The following is an 18,747-nucleotide window of genomic DNA, read 5'->3' as shown; positions in this document are numbered from 1 at the left end:
ATCAAGAAAATACAAGAAAAATCATGCTGACACATCAACGCAAACAATATCTGCTGGACTTGCTCCAGCGCGAAGGGCAGATCGTCGCCAAGGCCGTCAGCGACGCCTTGGGCTTGTCGGAAGACACGATACGGCGCGACCTGCGCGAGCTGGCGAAAGAAGGATTACTCGAGCGCGTGCACGGCGGTGCCCTGCCCTTGCTGCCCCGCTCGCCCGCGCTGGCACCGTTTGCGGGCCGCGAACAGATATCAAACGAAACCAAGCCCGCCATCGGCCGCGCGGCAGGCGCCATGATACAGACGGGGCAAGTGGTGTTTCTCGACGGCGGCACGACCGCCGTGCAGCTGGCGCGCCAGTTGCCGCGCGACTTGCGCGCCACCGTCGTCACGCACGGCCCGTCGGTTGCCGTCGAACTGGTCAATCACCCGTTCATCGAGGTGCTGATGCTGGGTGGGCGGCTGTACAAGCACTCGATCGTGGGCGTCGGCGCGGCGACCGTGGAAGCCATCGGCCGCATCCGCGCCGACCTGTATTTCATGGGCGTGTCCAGCCTGCATCCGCAAGCGGGCATCACCACCGGTGACTATGAAGAAGCGTGCGTGAAACGCGCGTTGAGCGAGGCGTCAAGCCGCACTATCGTGCTGGCCTCGCCGGAAAAGTTCAACACGGCCTCGCCGTTCCAGATCGCGCCCTTGAGCCAGGTCAACGACATCATCGTGCACCGCGACGTGGAAGATGCCTTGGTCGCGCCCTTCCGCAAGATGGGCATCAACGTGATCCTGGCGTAAAAAAGCGGCCCGCAGGCCGCCTTTTGTTCCCCCTCCTATTGCGGCCAAACCGCCTGCAATACGGCAGCGAGGCGATAGCCGGCCTCGGTCAGCTGCTGCTTTGCCAGCGCCGAACTGGGCACGGGATAATTGTCCGGCACCGTCAAGCTCCACACATTATAGACATCGCCCTTGCGGCTGGTCTGCTGCGTGGCGGGGCCGGCAACCACGTCCGTGAAAGCAATCTTGGACGCCGCCAGCGAGGCATCGGCCCACTGATATGGCCAGGTGGCGGGGTCGCCGCTGTTGGCGCTCACCGCAGGCGCGCTGGCGATCACGGTGCGGGCGAACTGCTGCGGCGTGCGGGTGCTCAAACGCCGCATGGCGTAATCGACCACGGTCGTATCCCAGTAGGAATGCAAGGGCCTGGTGGGCGACTTCGGAGAGCTGCTGGCAGGCTTGGCCGTGCCGTCTTCCGTGGGCAGCGGTGCGGGGATCACGGCGTCCGACAGGGCCGTCATCTTCGCATCGTCGAGCAGCAAGTCGTTGCCGCCGCGCGCATTGAAAATGGCCACGTCGTCGATCTGCGCCTGCGTGGCGGGCACGAAGAACTGGCCATCCTTGCCGAGAAATGCATTGCCCACATGCAGCGGCTGGTGGATATCGCCCACCAGGTGCGTGATCAAAATCAAAGCTTCGCGCTGGCTGAAGCCGTGCGGATTGCTGGCCGCATCGGCCTTTCCTTGCAATACCAGGATCGCCTGCTTGAGCGTTTGCACGATATCGTCATCGGCCGTACCCACGCCATGGTCGTGGTAATGCGCATGTTGAAAAGGCACGTTCGTGTAATGGTATTCGCCATGCTTGGGGTTCGCCGCGACATAGGTCAACATTTCCGGCGATTGCGGGCCGCAATACGTACCCTTCACGCAATCGGGCCAGTTGGCGATCTTTTCCAGGCTTTCGCCGGGCAGCAGCAATTGGGCGATATGCGCCTGGGCCGCGCTTCCCTTGAGCAATTGATCGGCGATGGCACCCACGGCGCGGTGGCCGTCACTGCCCCAGGCCAGCGCATTGCCGGAAGCAAATGCGGCGCCCAGCGCCAGCACGCAAAGTAATTTTTTCATGTTCACCATTATTCCTTGCCCTGTGGCGTGGCTTTCGCCGGCTTCGGATACTGCTTGTTGATGTCGATCGGCTGTGCATACGCCGAGCTCCACGTCTGCTCATGCAGCGCGGCGATGCGCTGCGCCATGGCGTCGTTGCGCAGCACCACTTCCAGGTTGCGCGACAAGTCGAAATAGCCGCCCGCCCAGTTGCTCGTGCCGACCCAGGCCAGCTTGCCATCGATGCTCATGGTCTTGCTGTGAATCACGCGCGCAAATGGAATAAAGCCCGTCGAGGCCATGGGAATCGTCACGATGCGGATTTCCACGTTTGGCACCAGGGCCAGGCTTTTCAGGTAGGCGATGGCGGGCGCTTCCGTATTCCAGGCGGATACCATCAGCTTGATTTTCACGCCGCGCTGGGCGGCCGCGCGCACGGCGTTGTCGATCACGGCGTAGTACGGCCGCGTGCGGTTCGGGCCATACGACAGCGGTGCATAGTCGAGCAGCTGGATGCGCACTTCGCTTTGCGCTTGCGCCAGCAAGGCGGGCAAGCCCGTTTCCGAGTCGCCCACGCCGGCCGGGTTATACGCGTTCGGGCTGGCCAGCAGGAACGCGTTTTGCGCGTAATTGGCCGGTACGACTTTGCTGTTGAGCACTGTGGCGCGGCTGCCTTGCGACGTCAGCGCCTGGGCTTGCCAATCCTGCTCGAAAATCGCTTGCACCTGGCTGACCATGGCCGGCTCCGTGATCTTCAAGCCCGTCTCATGGATGTGCTCGAACGAGCGCCAGTCGAAATTCTGGCTGCCGATATACGCAACCTCGCCATCGACGGCCAGGTACTTCGCATGCACGATGCCGTTGCCCGTGATTTTATTGAAGTCGATGAGGCGCAAGTCCAGGTTCGGAATCGCCTTGATGCGGGCGATGGTCGCCGCTTCCGACAGGCCCACGCCCTTCTGGTCCAGCAGGAAGCGGATTTTCACGCCGCGCTGGCCGGCGGCCGTGAGGCTATCCAGCACCTTTTCAAAGGCCGTGCCCGGTTTGCTGACGGCATAGAACTGGGCGATGACGATTTCTTTCTTTGCCGAATCGAACAGCTCGCTCCACACGGCGACAGGCTCGCGCAGGTCGGGATTGGTCAAGCTCGTTTCCGCGGGCGAAGTGTGCACCAGCTCAAAGCCGGGTATCGTGAAATCGGCGTGGGCCGTGCCCGCGAACAGGGTAGTGACGAGCAGGGAAACAGATAAACGACGCATGGTTTTTCCTTGTAAAGTTATTTGACGCGCACGATGCGGCCCGCCGCCGTGGCGCTGCCTGCCGGCTTGCCGGCGCGCGCGCGGGCGATCAGGTAATCGCTGAAGGCGTCGATGTCGCGCACGCCCGTGTCCAGGCGGCGCTTGCCGGCCGCCAGCACGGTGAAGCGGTCGCCGCCACCGGCGAGGAAACTGTTGGCAGCGACTCTGTATTGTTGATTATCGTCAATAGGGCTGCCATTGAGCATGACGCTGCCCGGCAGCACGCGCTGGCCCTGGGGCCGCGTGCTGTCCCAGCGATATGTAAAACCTTCGGACACTTGCAGCAAATTACCCTCTTCCGCTTCGGCACCCGGCCATTGCTGCTCCAGCAGGGCACGAATTTGCGCACCGGACAGGCTGACGACGATCAGGGTATTGCCGAACGGTACGACGGCCTGGTTCTGCCCCACGTTCGTCATCAGGTCGGCGCCCGCTTCCAGGTCCTTGCGGATGCCGCCATTGTTCATCAGGCCGATTTGCGCGCCGGCGGCGCGCGCGCCGAACAGGGTGCTGTCGGCCACCAGGTCACCCAGCGCGGAAGCGCCGCTGCCCTTGGTGCTGCGGCCCACGTTCGGCACGGCGATGGCGGCCACGGGACGCGACAATTCGGCCGCACTGCGCTGCTTCACCGATTCCAGGTAAGAAGCCACGGCCGGGTCCGGCTCATACATGCCTGGCAACATGACGACATTTTGCGCGCTGGCATCGATCAGCGCATTCTTGACGGGATCGACCTTGAGCTTGATGCGCGTCAACATGTGTCCGCCCATCTGTGCTTGCGTCACCAGCCGGCCATCGACGCGGCACAGATAACCCTGGTGTGAATGGCCGCTGATGACCAATTGAATCGCCGGGTCGAGGCGCTTGACCACGTCGACCACTTCGCCCTTCAGCTGGCTGCAATCGGGCTGGTCGACGGCTTCGACCGTCTCGCCGCCCTGGTGCAGCAGCACGACGAAGACGCCCACGCCCTGCGCGCGCAACTGGGGCAAGGTGGCGTTGATGGCGTCCGCTTCATCGCCAAACTGCAGGCCGGCAATGCCGGCGGCCGTCACCACGGACGGCGTATCTTTCAGCACGGCGCCGATCAGGCCCACCTTGACGCCATGCGCCTCTTCGATGCGGTAGGCGGGCAGCAGCGACTTGCCCGTTTGCGTGTCGATCACATTGGCCGCCATATAGGTATAGCTGGCTCCCTTGAAGTCGGGCGTGAACTTGCACGCCTTGTCGGCGCGCGCGGATTCGCAGCCGCCGCGCTGCTGGCGCAGCAATTCCGCCTTGCCCTGGTCAAATTCGTGGTTGCCGACGGAACTGGCCTTCATGCCCAGCATGTTCATGGCCACGATGCTCGGTTCGTCCGCCCACAGCGCCGACATGGCGGGACTGGCGCCGACCAGGTCGCCATTGCCGACAAAAATCAGTTGCGCATCTTCGCGCCGCCACGCCTTCAACGCGCCGGACAGGGTATCGATACCGCCCGCCTGCACCGTCTTGCGCCCGGTATCGGCAGCGCTCGTGTAGGTGAATTTGCTGCGGTCGAGATTGCCGTGAAAATCGTTCAGGGCGACCAGATTGATATCGACGGGCGCCACGGAAGGCGTGAAAGGCGTGGTGCAGGCGGCCAGCAGCAAGGTCAGGGCCGCAGCAGCAGCGAGTGGTGTCAGATGATGTTTCATGGTCCCCACATAGTGATCAGTATTCAAAAAGTCTATCTCATCCGGGGGGCGCCGTGCGCCACCAGTCCGTACGAGTCCTATCGAAAAGCAAAACGTAAAACGAAAAAACGGCCGGTGTCGCCACCAGCCGTTCGGAACTTCAATCAAGCGTCGAGATTAGAACTCGTACTTGACCGTAGCCTGGATTGCCCATTGGGACTCACCCTTTTGTTGACGCACTGTGTAGTCATCTACCTTGTCACGCACTTGGTAGATGTAACGACCCGCGTCATCAAGACCGACAAAGTCAACAAAGCTGCGAGTTTGACCGCCAGCCGAGCGGAAAGCCATTTCATTGATACGGCCCCACTTGCGGTTGATCATGTTACCCACGTTGAAGAAGTCCATCGTGAACACGCCTTTGTTGCCTTTGAAGAAGCCTGGGACTTCCTGGCTGACGCGCATGTCGAAGCTGTTGGTCCATGGCGAGAAGCTGTCGTTACGCTTCACCACGCCGCCTTTCGAACTGCGCAGGTCGCCATTGGCATTGACAAACGACCAGAAACGGTCTTCGTTGGCATGGTTGTTCGCCGTATCGCCACGGAATACCACTTCGCCGGAACCCGGTTTCGATGGAATGTACATCAAATCATTGCCACTGACGCCGTCGCCGTTCAAGTCATTGTTGTATGTCCAGCTGTATGGTTTGCCCTTGCGACCTTCATAGAACAGGCCGAAGCTGGTCTTGTAGTTGTCGAAGAAGCGTTTCTGGAAGTTCAGCACAGCATTGAAGCGGTCTTTCACCAGGTAGCCGGAATTGGCGGCAACGTTCTCGTTCGGATTGAAAATCGAACGGGCGTTAAAGTTCGACGTCGATACCGACGAGGTCAGCGGCGACACTTCCGTTGCATCCGTGTAGGTATAGGCAACCGACCAGCCGAAGCCTTTGGTCATCGGCTGACTGACCGAGAGGGTCACCAGATTGCCTGCGCCCTTGTCCGTTTTCTCGGCAACCATCACGTTGTTGAACGATGGGTTCTTGAGTGCCTTGGCAACGATAGAACCTGTGCAACCTTTATTCGTGGCCGACAAGCCACCGGCTGCAGTCCAGCAATTCGTATTGTAACCACCAGCACCGTAGTACAACTCACGGCCGTCGCTACCGATACGCGTAGCCGCCCCCAAGTTCAGGTGTTGATAGTAAATCGCATCCTTGTTTTGCGTGCGCAGGTATTCCGCGCCAAAGACCAGGCCCATCCATGGCAATTCATGTTCGAAAGCCAGGTTGCCCTTCCAGATCGATGGCTGGCGCAGGTTCGGCGACAGGAAGTCCACGTTGGCTGCAGGGGCGGCATCGCTGAAGTTCGTCGGCTGCGCGTTCGGATCGGGATTGAACAGGCCACCTACGGTTGGGCAAGCCTTGAAGCCGCTGGTACCGCAACCTACGATACGGGTTGCCACGCCAGGATTGGCGAACGGATTCGACATCCAGACCGTCGCTGCAGCGCCCTGGAACAGGCCGAAGCCGCCGCGCAGTTGCGTAGGACGGGCGCTTTCAAACTTGTAGTTGAAGCCCACGCGTGGCTGCCACAGTGTCTGACCATCGATGGTTTGCGTATTGTTCAAGCCGAAACCGCCGCTTTGTACCTTGCCAGTCTGAGCGTTGCCAGCGACCAACGGTGCAGCCGCCGCAGCGTTATACAACGGACGATCACTGATGCCGGCCTTGTCGACACGCACGCCATACTGCACGGTCAATTGCTTGTTGACGGTCCATACATCTTGAGCGAAGAAGCCATAATTTTTCAGGCTGAAGTCAGCAATTGCGTTTTCCAGCGAGCTGCCTGGCAATGGTACTTGCACCTGATACGAGCTCGGGCGTCCAGTACGGAAGTTTTCCAGCACTGCTTGCTGATGCAAGGCAGCCGTCTGGCTGTTGCAGACGAAGTCATAAATATCCTTGCCGTCCTTGTCCTTGCCAGTTGGCTTCAAGAACGAATAGGCTACGTTATTGATGCAACCAAACGTATAGTTGCCGTTGACGTTTTGCAGGAAAGCATTGTAGACATCGTTCTTGCTGAAGTCGGTACCAAACTTGACTTCATGATCGCCCAAGGCCCAGTTGGCACCCAGATAAGCATCTTTGGTCTTGGTACGTAAAACGTTGAACTGGTACGACTGGTCGGTGCCGAAGTTCAGGTAGCGGCTGTTGGTCGAAATACCTGCAGGTGATCCTGGCGGCAGCGCGCCCGAAAATTGCAGTGCCATAGTTGGCAGGTTGGAGTTGTTCTTCGGCAGACTTTCGTAATCGCGCGACGACACCTTGAACTCCGTCGAAAAATTCGGTGTCCAGTCGGCAAACCACTGGCCAACGATGGTCTCGATCGACTTGTTCTGCGAACGCCAGGCCGAGTTCAGGGCGATGCCGCTAGCCGTTACGCCTGTAAACATCGGCTCGGACTGATCGGTTTTGGAATAACGAACCATCGCGCGATGGTTGTCGTTGATATTCCAGTCCAGTTTCAGCAAGATATCATCTACCGTCAACTTTGTGCCCGCAGGAACATTCGTCGTGCCGATAGGCATTTTGTAGACGTTTTGTGCGATCGCCTGCGCTTCAGTGATTGCCGATTCGGTAACGCCGACGTTCGTCATCGGGCTGCCCAGCGGGCCAAAGTTTGGCGCCGTACGGGTGCTTTCCAGCTTTTCCTTGTTAGCGAAGAAGAACAGCTTATCCTGGATCAACGGGCCGCCGACGGAAATGCCCTTGGTCGTTTCGCGGAACGGCGCTGGTGCGTAATAGCTGTCCTTGACGTTGTCGTAGCGGTCACCGGCCATGCTGTCATTACGGAACACATAGTAGACGCTACCCTTGACATCATTGGTACCGGACTTGGTCACGGCATTGATATTGGCGCCGGTATAGCCTTTTTGCGTTACGTCGTAGTTTGCGACGTTCACTTGCACGGACTGGATCGCATCGATCGAAATCGGCTGCTTGGCAGTCGGGCTGCCGTTCGATTCCAGGCCAAAGGTATCGTTCACGGCCACGCCATCGATGGTCATCGAGTTGTAGCGCGAGTTTTGGCCGGCAACGGACAATTCGCCGCGCTCTTTGTCGGTTTGCGAAACACGCGGGTCGGAACGGGCGTAATCTTGCAGATTGCGCTGGATCGAGGCCTGCATGGCCAATTCGTTCGCGCCAATGTTGGTGCCCGCACCCATATTGCTGCGGTTAAAGATCTGAGCGCGTGCGCCCGTGCCCGTGACGTTCACGGTTTGCATCTGGGCGCCCAGGGTGGCGTCCACGTTGGCCGTTTCCGCCAACTGCACGTACACGCCTTCGCGTTTTTCCACTTCACCATTCTTGGTGATGGTGATGGTGTATGGACCGCCGGCACGCAAGCCGCGCGCGACGTAGCGGCCTTCCGCATCGGTCGTCACGTTGCTGACGGAACCCGATTCGGTATGAACGATGGTAACGGTGGCGCCAGCTGCCGGCTTGCCGTCATTGGCCGAGATACGGCCGCCGATGGAAGACGTAGTGTTCTGTGCGAACGATGGTGCCGCCGCCAGTGCAATAGACAGGCTGAACGCGATTTGCGTTAGCCGAAGTCGCTTGTGATTGATCATCTTTAACCCCAGAAAAGACTATTATTTTTTGAAAATCCTGGATTGCACCACTGCCCGGCTGCGCCGCACAGCAACACAAACACAAGATCTCCTCTTTACGATGCTGCAACTGTTACGCCGGCTGGACTGGCTGCGGTCCTGACTAGACCATCACAAAACGCCGTTCCACACATCACAGCTATCTCTATTCAGACAATAACGGCGGAAAAAACTACAACCGATCCGTAAGACCCAGGGCGCTAGCACCTGTGTCATTCACCCGACATGCTGACCCGGCTAACATGGCAAGCCGCGAGTGTAATTGTTAAATATTTCAAGACTGTGACACGGCGGCAAAATGCAGAGGAATGTCGTCATTTAACTGTGCGACTGTTTGTTTCACTCTGCATCTCACCTTTATTTACTGCAAATACCCATCTTCATACGCTATCAGCGCTATCGATTGTGACTTTTTAATATCACATTCATCCCACTATGCATCATCAAAAAATGGATGACAAATACGTTTTTTTTTACATATTTATATATTTTAAGTATAAATAGCATGGGGTAAGCGGCTGGATTGATATCGTGCCGACAGCGTCCGGGCTTATGGCGCGAGATTATAAATGAGCAATATGTACTTGAAATTGATTCATCCACGAAATTGGATAAAGTAGTGCATCTGCCGTTAATTGTGTCGCATGGCCGCCACAAAATTAACAAAACAACAGCAAGAGGATTGGAGAGGGAAAATGAAAAACGGCCGGAAGAACCGGCCGCCTTGAGAGTATCAGTTATTAACGTCGCGCAACTTACGGTTTGATGCGCTTGTTCCCCTGGTCGGCAGCGGCAATCTGCGCTTCAAAACGGGCGAAACGGGAATCGAGCGCTTTCAGCAGACGCTGCTTGTCCGCTTCCGCCAGGAAGGAATAGCGCAAGCTGTTATACGACAGCTTTTTGATTTCCGCATAATCGGTCTTGTACTGGCTGGCAAACAGCACGTACTCGTTCGACAAGGTATTGCGCGATACGCCGGCATCGTCGGTGGAAATCACGAAGGGCACACCGTACTTGCGGTACAGGGTAATCGGATGGGCCTGGCCCTTGATGCCGAGGATGTAATCATTGCTGGTCAGGTTCACTTCCACGGGAATATTGCGTTCGCGCATCTTCTGCATGGTCCCCAGCGCATTATTTTCGTAAGCGATATCCATGCCGTGGCCGATGCGGTTGGCGCCAGCCACGTCGACGGCTTCGGCGATATGGAAAGCCATGCCTTCCGGCGGCACCATGCCCAGCGCCAGTTCACCGGCGTGCAGGGCGATCTTGACGTTCGGATATTTCGTCTTGAGGAACTTGAACATTTCCATGTGCAGGCTGTAGTCGCGCATCGACACATTCACGCTTTCCTGGCCCACGATATTCACGCCCACCACCAGCGGATTCAGGCTGGCCGCCTTGAAGGCCGCCACCATCGAAGAGAACACCTGTGATGGCGACAGGAAGCGCAGCACATACGCCTGGTAGCGCATGGTGAAGTGCGCATCGTCGATGCCGGCACTGCTGGCGTTCACGTTATCGTTATACGCCGCGATGCTTTTCTGAAAAACCGCATCCTGTTCCAGGCTTTGTGTCCAGTTGGCCAGCAGTGCTTGCAAGGCAGCTGGCGGCAAGCCGGATGCCAGCACCTGCTGGTCGAATTGCGCGTTTTGCACGAATGGCGACAACTCGAAAATCGTCTCGATATAGCTGAGGTTTTCCGCAATGGCGCGCTGCTTCAGGGTTTTCAGGCCATCGGCCGTATTCGTCGAAGCGACGGGACCGAAATAGCCAAAGGTATCAAAGAAGGTACGGTCCGGCGGCGTCTGGATGGCGCCGTGGTTGTAGAAATCCTTGGTCGACCAGCGCTGCAGCAATTCCGCGTACAGGCCCGCATCGGCAAACACTTCCGTGGACGACAGGCAGCTGCGCTGGCCGGCCGGCTTGGCGCGTTCGGCCGCGACGACATCCTTGTTGCTCTCGATGCGGTAGCTCGTCTTGTTGACGCAATAGTTTTCCTTGTCGACCCAGTCGAGGAATTGCTCGGCGTAGATGGCACCCGAGTAATGGTGATGCAGGTCGCCGCCCTTGGGCATCATGGAAAAGAACAGGCTCAACTCGGCTGTCTTGGGCTGCGCGCCGGACACCAACGCGGCAAAATGGCGCGCGGTGGCCGCTTCGTTGGAAGACGGGCTGGCGGCATGGGCCGTTGCGGTCAGTGTCAGCGCGGCGGCAAGCGCCAGGCCAGTGAGTTTTATTTGCATTCGCATTCTCGCTCAGGAAAATTCGTGTTGAACAACGGGTAGGTCAGCCCTGCCCCCGCACATGCACGCGCTGCCCGCCCGAATACGTGGCGGCCACAGCGCGGTCATCCCCCAGCAGCGCAAAGGCGAACAGCAATTCCTCCAGGCTCTGGCAGGCGGCCGTGCGGCGCTCGAGCAGCGGCGTCGATTTTTTATCGAGCACGATAAAATCGGCTTCCGTGCCCGCCGTGAAATTGCCCAGAATGCCCTCCAGTTGCATGGCGCGCGCGGCGCCCAGGGTCGCCAGGTAAAACATGCGCAAGGCAGGCAGGTAGCTGCCTTTCAAGCGTGCTACTTTATAGGCTTCGTTCATGGTTTGCAACATGGAGAACGAGGTGCCGCCGCCCACATCCGTCGCCAGCGACAGCAGCACGCGCGCCGCATCGGCCCGCTCGAAATCGAACAGGCCGCTGCCCAGGAACAGGTTGGACGTAGGACAAACAGCGGCCGCCGAGGACGTCTCCGCCATGCGCGCGCGGTCGCGCTCATCGAGCCAGACGCAATGGCCGAACATGGCGCGCGGGCGCAGCATGCCGTACTGGTCATACACGTCTAGGTAGCTGCGCGCCTGCGGATGCAGTTCGCGCACCCAGCGGCACTCATCCTCGTTTTCGGACACGTGCGTCTGCAGATAGGTATCCGGATAAGCGCGCGCCAGCTCGCCCGCCAGGTGCATCTGTTCATTCGTCGACGTGGGCACGAAACGGGGCGTGATCGCATACAGCGAGCGGCCATGCTTGTGCCAGCGCTGGATCAGCTCTTCGCTTTCGCGCGCGCCCGACTCGGCCGTGTCGCGCAGGAACTCGGGACAATTGCGGTCCATCATGACCTTGCCCGCCACCATGCGCAAGCCGCGCGCCTCGCTGGCGCCGAAGAAGGCATCGACCGATTGCGGATGCACGCTGCCATACACCATGGCCGTCGTGGTGCCACAGCGCAGCAGTTCATCGAGGAAAAACTCGGCGACATCGCGCGCATGCGCCGGATCCTCGAACGCCCGCTCGGTGGGGAAGGTATAGGTTTCCAGCCACGGCAGCAAGCCCGGCGCGGGCGAAGCGATCATTTCCGTCTGCGGGAAATGCAGGTGGGTATCGATAAAGCCCGGCACGATCAGCTTGCCCCGGTAATCGACAATCTCAGCGCCTGGCGGCAAGGTTGCCAGCAGTTGCGCATGATCGCCCGCTGCCACGACCTTGCCATCGGCCACGATCAGCAAGCCATCCGCATGCCAGGCATGGGCTTGCTCGCTGAAGGCGGGATCGGCGTGGAAGTGCAGCAAGCTGGCACGGTAGGCTTGCAAGGTGGCAGGAACAATTGGCATGACGTCTTTCTATAGAGGATGAATGACCGCGCGCTGCTTGCGTCGCGGCGGCGCGCTGGCAGTGACCAGCCGCGGCGGTGCGGCCAGGGCCGCGCTGGCGGCCTCCTCCCACACCATGAGTAATTGACAGGCAACGGAGGCGGCGATCACGGCCGGCACCTTGCTCCGGATGCCAGGCATGCCGATCGGACACACCATGGCGGCAATGCGCTCGGCCAGTACGCCGCGCGCCTGCAGGCGGTGCTCGAATTGCTTGCGTTTCGTCTGCGAACCGATCAGACCGAACCAGCCCGCATCCTCGCGCCCCATGATGGCTTGCGTCAGGCGTTGATCCAGCGCATGGCTATGCGTCATGACGAGGAAGCTGCCGCCCGGCGGCGCCATGGCGACAAATTCCTCCGGCGTGTCGGTGGCGGCGATGCGCACATTATCCGGTAGTTGCGCGGGAAACATGTCTTCGCGTTCATCGACCCAGGTGACATTGCAGGGCAAGTGGGCCAGTGCGCGCACGATGGCTGCGCCCACGTGGCCGGCGCCGAACAGTGTCAGGTGCGCGCGCGGCGCCAGACAGGGGTCGACCAGCCAGCGCCGCCCATCGCTGCCCTGCGCGACATGGGTTGCGCGTTCGCGTGAGAACGTGTCGGGCACCTGCGCCGCCGTCCCGGCAATCAGGCTGCCAGCCGCATCGAACAGGGCCGAGACGGGTTCGCCGTCGAGCGCCGTCACCCGCCAGCTGTCTTGCTGGCGCCGTTCGCGCAAGGCAGCCAGCAATTCTCTCAGACCGGCATCGACATATTCAAAAGCCAGGTGGACGACGCCGCCACAGCATTGGCCCAGGCTGGGACCGAGTGCAAAACGCTCGAGCCGTGCATGCGTGTCCCCTGTCGCCAGCATGGTCTTGGCGATTTCCACGGCGCGCAATTCCAGGTGGCCGCCGCCGATGGTGTCGGCCTGGCCATCGAGGGTGACGCGCATCTTCGCCCCCGCCTCGCGCGGCCCGGAACCTTCGACCAAGGCAACCGTCACCAGCACGGATGCCTGCGTGTCATTGTCGAGTGCCGTCAACCAGTCGCTCATCGTCTGCTCCTATGCACCGGCACGCGCCGCTTGCACGGCCATGACCGCCTTGAGGATTTCCTCGCTGGTGGCAGGGGCATTCAGTGGTGGCTGTACGGCGTGATGGCCCACGCTGGAAATGGCGTCGCGGATGGCAAAGAACACGGAAAACGGCAACAGCAGCGGCGGCTCGCCCACGGCCTTGGAACGGTGGATGCTGTCTTCCACGTTGCGGTTCTGGAACAGTTTCACACGGAAATCTTCGGGACAATCGGAAATGCCGGGAATCTTGTACGTCGACGGCGCATGCGTCATCAGCTTGCCCGCCCCATTCCACCACAGCTGCTCCGTCGTCAGCCAGCCCATGCCCTGGATAAACGCCCCTTCCACTTGACCCAGATCAATCGCGGGATTCAATGACTGGCCTGCGTCGTACAAGGCATCCGCGCGCAGCAGTTTCCACTCGCCCGTCAAGGTATCGACCACCACTTCGGCCACGGCCGCGCCATAGGCGTAATACGAAAACGGATGCCCCGTCATCGTCTTCGCATCCCACGACAGGCCGGGCGTGGCATAGAAGCCGTCCGACCACAGTTGCACCCGCGCCAGATACGCCTTCTGCACCAATTCGGCAAACGGCACGACGTGACCATTGACGTGGATGTGCTTGTCGAAGAAGCGCACGCCAGCCGTTTCGCCGCCGTACAGTTTGACCGCGTAATCGGCCAGGCGTTCACGGATCTGGCGTGCCGCATCCTGCGCCGCCTTGCCGTTGAGGTCCGCGCCGGTGGACGCTGCCGTGGCCGACGTGTTCGCCACCTTGCTGGTGTCGGTGGCCGTGGCCCGCACGCATTCGAGGTCCAGTCCCAGCTCGTGCGCCACCACCTGCATGACCTTGGTATTGATGCCCTGCCCCATTTCCGTGCCGCCATGATTGACCAGCACGGAGCCATCCACGTACACGTGGACCAAGGCACCTGCCTGGTTCAGATGCGTGACGTTGAAGGCGATGCCGAATTTCAAGGGCGTGAATGCCAGCCCCTTCTTCAGCACGGGGCTGGCTTCGTTGAAGGCATCGATGGCGCGGCGGCGCGCCCGGTAATCGCTGCTCTCTTCCAGTTCGGCAACGAGCTCATGGATCACGTTGTCGACGATGGTCTGGCCATACGGCGTGACATTGCGCCCTTCCGCATCGTTGCGGCCATAGAAATTGAGCAGGCGGATATCGAGCGCGTCGCGTTGTAAATGGCGGGCGATTTCATCGATCACGTATTCGATGGCAATGGCGCCCTGCGGCCCGCCAAAGCCCCGGAAAGCCGTGTTCGACTGGGTATTCGTCTTGCCGCAGGCGGCGCGGATGTCCACGTCGGACAAATAATAGGTGTTGTCGAAGTGGCAGACGGCGCGCGTGGCGACGGGACCGGACAGGTCGGCCGAGTACCCGGCGCGCGTGGTCATGTCGACCCTGGCGGCCAAGATCTTGCCGTCGTCGTCGTAGCCGACCTCGTATTCATAGTAAAAACAGTGGCGCTTGCCCGTCACCAGCATGTCGTCGTCGCGGTCGGCGCGCAATTTGACGGGCCGTTTCAGTTTCGCTGCTGCAATCGATGCGGCCGCCGCCCACAGGGCCGACTGCGACTCCTTGCCACCGAAACCGCCGCCCATGCGCCGGCATTCGACGGTGATGTTGTGCGAATGCACGCCCAGCGCATGCGCCACCACGTGCTGCATCTCGCTCGGATGCTGGGTCGAACACAGCACCAGCATGCCCTGCGCTTCTTTCGGGATGGCGTAGGAAATCTGTCCTTCCAGATAAAACTGTTCCTGGCCGCCCACATACAGCTGGCCCTTGACCACATGCGGCGCTTTCTCGAACGCGGCCTGATAGTTGCCACGCGTCAGTTGCATGGGCGGCAGCACGTACGATTGCGCCGCCTTGGCCGCCTGCGGCGTCATGATGGCGGGCAATTCGTCATAGCTCACTTGCGCCAGGCGGGCGGCGCGGCGCGCATGATCGTACGTATCGGCCACGACAATAAAAATGGGCTGGCCCACATATTGCACCAGCTCCGCAGCCAGGATGGGATCGTCATGGATGATGGGACCGCAATCATTGGTGCCAGGAATGTCCTGCGCCGTGTAGACGGCGACAACACCGGCAGCGGCGCGCACGGCGGAGATATCCATGGCGGTAATGCGCGCGTGCGGCTTTTGCGACAGGCCCAGTGCCGCGTGCAAGGTGCCTTGCAATTCGGCGATATCGTCCGTATAGGTGGCTTGCCCAAGCACATGTAGTTGCGCCGATTCATGCGGGCTGGGCTTGCCCACGGCGCTCCAGGCGGCCGCTTGCAGTTCGGGCGTGGCAGGATGGTTCATGCTGGTCCTTTCAGGCGCGGCAAGCGTAGGCGTTGAGGGACGTCGGGGGCAATGGCGCACCGGGACGCGTTTCCAGCCAGAAGCGACGCAACAGGTTTTGCGCCGTCGTCATGCGGTAGCTGTTCGACGCGCGCATGTCGGACAGGGGCGCGTAATCGTCGGCCAGCAAGCGCATGGCGATGCGTAAATTGTCTTCCGTCCACGCCTGTCCACGCAGAAACGCTTCCGTTTGCGCAGCACGCTGCGGCGTGGCCGCCATGCCGCCGAAGGCGATGCGCGCGTCCACGATGCGCTCGCCATCGAGTTCAAAGGCGAACGCGGCGCACACGGCCGAGATATCCTGGTCAAAGCGCTTGGCCAGTTTATATGTGCGGAATTGCACCTCGGCACGGGGCAAGGGCACGCGCACGGCTTCGACGAATTCGCCGGGCTGCATATCTTTCTTTTGGTAACCCAGATAGAACTTTTCAAGCGGCATGATCCGCTGTCCGGCCGGGCCGCGCAGCACGATATCGCTGCCCAGCGCAATCAGCCACGGCATCGAGTCGCCGATGGGCGAACCATTCGCCACATTGCCGCCCAAAGTACCGGCGTTGCGGATCGGCAAGGAAGCAAAACGCTGCCACAGTTCCGACAACTCGTCCGGATAATGCCGGCACAGCGCCGCATACGCTTCGTTCAGGCTGGCGCCTGCACCGATGTGAAGTTTGCCACCGTCCACGGCGATGATTTTCAGGGCGGCCACGTTGCCAAGATAAATGATGTCGCCCAGGTCGCGTAGTTGCTTGGTCACCCACAAGCCGATATCGGTGGAACCGGCCAGCAGGCAGGCCTGCGGCTTTTCCGCGCGCAACGCCACCAGTTCCTCGATGCTGCGCGGCGCGTGGAAGTGCTGGCCGCCGTGTTCATAGGTTGTCACGCTGGCGCGCTGCAGCGTCTTCAATTGCACCTTCAAGGCATCGCGATCGAACGTGACGTGCGGCAATTCGCCCATGCGCCTGGCAGCGTCGATGATGGGCCGGTAACCGGTGCAGCGGCACAGATTGCCGGACAGCGTATCGTCGATTTCGCAGCGCGTGGGCGTGGCGCCGTTTTTCTCCAGGTACATTCCCCACAAAGACATGACGAAGCCGGGCGTGCAAAAACCGCATTGGGAACCGTGGCATTCGACCATCGCCTGTTGCACCGGATGCAGGGCGCCGTCGGGCTGTTGCAAGTCTTCCACGGAAAACAGCGCTTTGCCATCGAGGGTGGGCGTGAGCTGGATGCAGGCGTTGACGGCCTTCATTTCCACCTGTCCATCCACCAGGCTGCCGATGACGACTGTGCAGGCGCCGCAATCGCCTTCGGCGCAGCCTTCCTTGGTGCCCGTGCAATGCAAATCCTCGCGCAGGTGCTGCAACACAGTCTGCGTAGGGGCGGCGTTGCGTACTTCCTGTACGGCACCACGGTAGTAAAAACGGATCGGTTCTGACATGCTGGCCTCGGTATAGTCCCAGTATAGGAGATTAACACCGGCATATGAGACAACTATATGCAAAGACTGATTTTACTTATCACCCAATATCAATACCCATCAGATAGTATAGGGATGCGTCGCATGCCAGTGTTCGGCGATATCGATGCGGCGCGTGATCCACACCTGCTCATGGCCCTGCACATAGTCGAGGAAGCGCGCCAGTGCGGCCGCGCGGCCAGGCCGCCCCACCAGGCGGCAATGCAGGCCGATGGACAGCATCTTCGGCTGGTTCAGGCCGTTCGGGTCGCCTTCCGCATACAGCACATCGAAGGCATCTTTCAAATAATCGAAAAACTGCGTGCCCGAGTTAAATCCTTGCATGGCAGCAAAGCGCATGTCGTTCGTATCCAGGGTGTAGGGCACGATCAACTGCGGCTGCACGGCCGGCATGCCGGCCGCATCCGTGTACGCCACCTTTTCCCAGAATGGCAGGTCATCGCCGTAATAATCGGCGTCGTAGCGGAAGCCGCCATGCTCGACCACCAGTTTGCGCGTATTGGGCGAATCGCGCCCCGTGTACCAGCCTTGCGGGGCGGCCCCCGTCAATTCACGGATGATCTGCACGGCTTCGTGCATGTGTGCGCGCTCCGTCGCTTCATCCATGTTTTGATAGGAAATCCAGCGCAAGCCATGACAGGCGATTTCATGGCCCAGTTCCTGGAAGGCGGCCACCGCCTCGGGATTGCGCTTCAGGGCCATCGAGACGCCAAACACGGTCAGCGGCAGGCGCCGCTCCTCGAACATGCGCAGCAAGCGCCAGAGTCCGGCGCGCGAACCGTATTCATAAATCGACTCCATGCTCAGGTGCCGCGCAGGAAAAGCGGCGGCGCCAATCATTTCCGATAAAAACGTTTCCGAGGCAGCATCGCCATGCAGCACGCTGTTTTCCGCCCCTTCCTCGTAATTGAGCACGAATTGCAGGGCGATGCGGGCTTGGCCCGGCCATTGCGGATGGGGTGGCGTGCGGCCATAGCCAATCAGGTCGCGCGGATAATTTTCATAAGTGCTCATGCGGTGGCTCGCCTATAGGAGACAATGTTGGTTATACGCCCAATCATATAGCCAGGTGCTGACGCAGGTATATGATTTGCACGATAAGCACATTCACTCACCCTATATACAGGATAGCAAATGGGAAAACTCAGCACGCATGTACTCGATATCGCCCATGGCAGGCCGGGAGCCGGCGTCAAGGTCGCCCTGTTTTCAGTCGCGCCGGAAGGAAAAGTGTTGTTGAAGATGGATATGACCAACAGCGACGGGCGGTGCAGTTCACCGTTGCTGGAAGGCGACAGCATGAAAGCAGGCCAGTATGAGCTGGTGTTCAACACAGGCGACTATTTCGCCGCCCAAGGCGTGGAGCTGCCCTCGCCCCGCTTCATCGACCTGGTCACGCTGGCGTTCGGCATTGCCCATACCGACGAGAACTACCATGTGCCGCTGGTGGTGTCGCCGTGGTCGTATTCGACTTATCGCGGGAGTTAAGCGACGTTCAACGACAAAGGCAGCGCGCAGCGCTGCCTTTTTTTCGTCCGCCGGCTTTACAGCTCAAACCGCCAGACGAAAAAAAACCCGACCATTGCTGATCGGGTTTTTTTCTAGGTGAAACAGCCGGGGGCTGTTTCACCAAATAACAAGCCTGACGATAACCTACTTTCACACTGGTTGCAGCACTATCATCGGCGCAAAGTT

The 18,747-nt window shown here is 60.0% G+C and carries 13 protein-coding genes; 2 read left to right on the top strand and 11 right to left on the bottom strand.

The features are described from left to right. Positions 1–23: 23 nt before the first annotated feature. Entirely contained in the window at positions 24–788 is a 765-nt protein-coding gene (locus tag BXA07_RS16230) for a DeoR/GlpR family DNA-binding transcription regulator (RefSeq protein WP_076568958.1), read from the top strand. 35 nt (positions 789–823) lie between these two features. Here the strand turns inward: BXA07_RS16230 and BXA07_RS16225 are convergent, their stop codons facing one another. The 10 genes from BXA07_RS16225 to puuE form a co-directional block, all read right to left on the bottom strand. Then, a complete protein-coding gene (locus BXA07_RS16225; protein WP_076569199.1) occupies positions 824–1,894 on the bottom strand; it encodes a S1/P1 nuclease in 1,071 nt (356 codons plus the stop codon). An 8-nt stretch (positions 1,895–1,902) separates the two neighbouring features. Continuing rightward, a complete protein-coding gene (locus tag BXA07_RS16220) occupies positions 1,903–3,132 on the bottom strand; it encodes a phospholipase D-like domain-containing protein (protein ID WP_076568957.1) in 1,230 nt (409 codons plus the stop codon). A gap of 17 nt (positions 3,133–3,149) precedes the next feature. Beyond that, on the bottom strand, positions 3,150–4,847 hold the full coding sequence (locus BXA07_RS16215) for a bifunctional metallophosphatase/5'-nucleotidase (RefSeq protein WP_076568956.1): 1,698 nt from the start codon (positions 4,845–4,847) through the stop codon (positions 3,150–3,152). A gap of 156 nt (positions 4,848–5,003) precedes the next feature. Beyond that, a complete protein-coding gene (locus tag BXA07_RS16210) occupies positions 5,004–8,459 on the bottom strand; it encodes a TonB-dependent receptor (protein WP_076568955.1) in 3,456 nt (1,151 codons plus the stop codon). Between the two features lie 794 nt (positions 8,460–9,253). Continuing rightward, positions 9,254–10,744, bottom strand: a complete 1,491-nt coding sequence (locus BXA07_RS16205) for an adenosine deaminase family protein (RefSeq protein WP_076568954.1) — start codon at positions 10,742–10,744, stop codon at positions 9,254–9,256. A gap of 43 nt (positions 10,745–10,787) precedes the next feature. Beyond that, positions 10,788–12,104, bottom strand: coding sequence for a guanine deaminase (gene guaD / locus BXA07_RS16200; RefSeq protein WP_076568953.1), 1,317 nt, complete (start codon positions 12,102–12,104; stop codon positions 10,788–10,790). 9 nt (positions 12,105–12,113) lie between these two features. After that, positions 12,114–13,181, bottom strand: a complete 1,068-nt coding sequence (xdhC, locus tag BXA07_RS16195) for a xanthine dehydrogenase accessory protein XdhC (protein WP_076568952.1) — start codon at positions 13,179–13,181, stop codon at positions 12,114–12,116. Between the two features lie 9 nt (positions 13,182–13,190). Next, on the bottom strand, positions 13,191–15,536 hold the full coding sequence (xdhB, locus tag BXA07_RS16190) for a xanthine dehydrogenase molybdopterin binding subunit (RefSeq protein WP_076568951.1): 2,346 nt from the start codon (positions 15,534–15,536) through the stop codon (positions 13,191–13,193). 10 nt (positions 15,537–15,546) lie between these two features. Beyond that, positions 15,547–17,013: a xanthine dehydrogenase small subunit gene (gene xdhA / locus BXA07_RS16185; protein ID WP_076568950.1), complete on the bottom strand. Its 1,467-nt coding sequence runs from the start codon at positions 17,011–17,013 to the stop codon at positions 15,547–15,549. Positions 17,014–17,112: 99 nt separating this feature from the next. Then, positions 17,113–18,066, bottom strand: a complete 954-nt coding sequence (gene puuE, locus BXA07_RS16180) for an allantoinase PuuE (RefSeq protein WP_076568949.1) — start codon at positions 18,064–18,066, stop codon at positions 17,113–17,115. Between the two features lie 120 nt (positions 18,067–18,186). Here puuE and uraH point away from each other — a divergent pair, with 120 nt between their 5' ends. Then, positions 18,187–18,540 (top strand): hydroxyisourate hydrolase, encoded by a 354-nt coding sequence (gene uraH, locus BXA07_RS16175; protein WP_076568948.1) that lies wholly within the window; start codon positions 18,187–18,189, stop codon positions 18,538–18,540. Between the two features lie 7 nt (positions 18,541–18,547). Here uraH and BXA07_RS31120 read toward each other — a convergent pair. Beyond that, positions 18,548–18,747 (bottom strand): hypothetical protein (locus BXA07_RS31120; RefSeq protein WP_212592329.1); only part of this gene is annotated, 200 nt, incomplete at its 5' end.

It is taken from the genome of Janthinobacterium sp. TND4EL3, from assembly GCF_900156175.1.
Lineage (GTDB): Bacteria > Pseudomonadota > Gammaproteobacteria > Burkholderiales > Burkholderiaceae_D > Janthinobacterium.
This window is presented reverse-complemented; position numbering and strand designations above follow the sequence as displayed.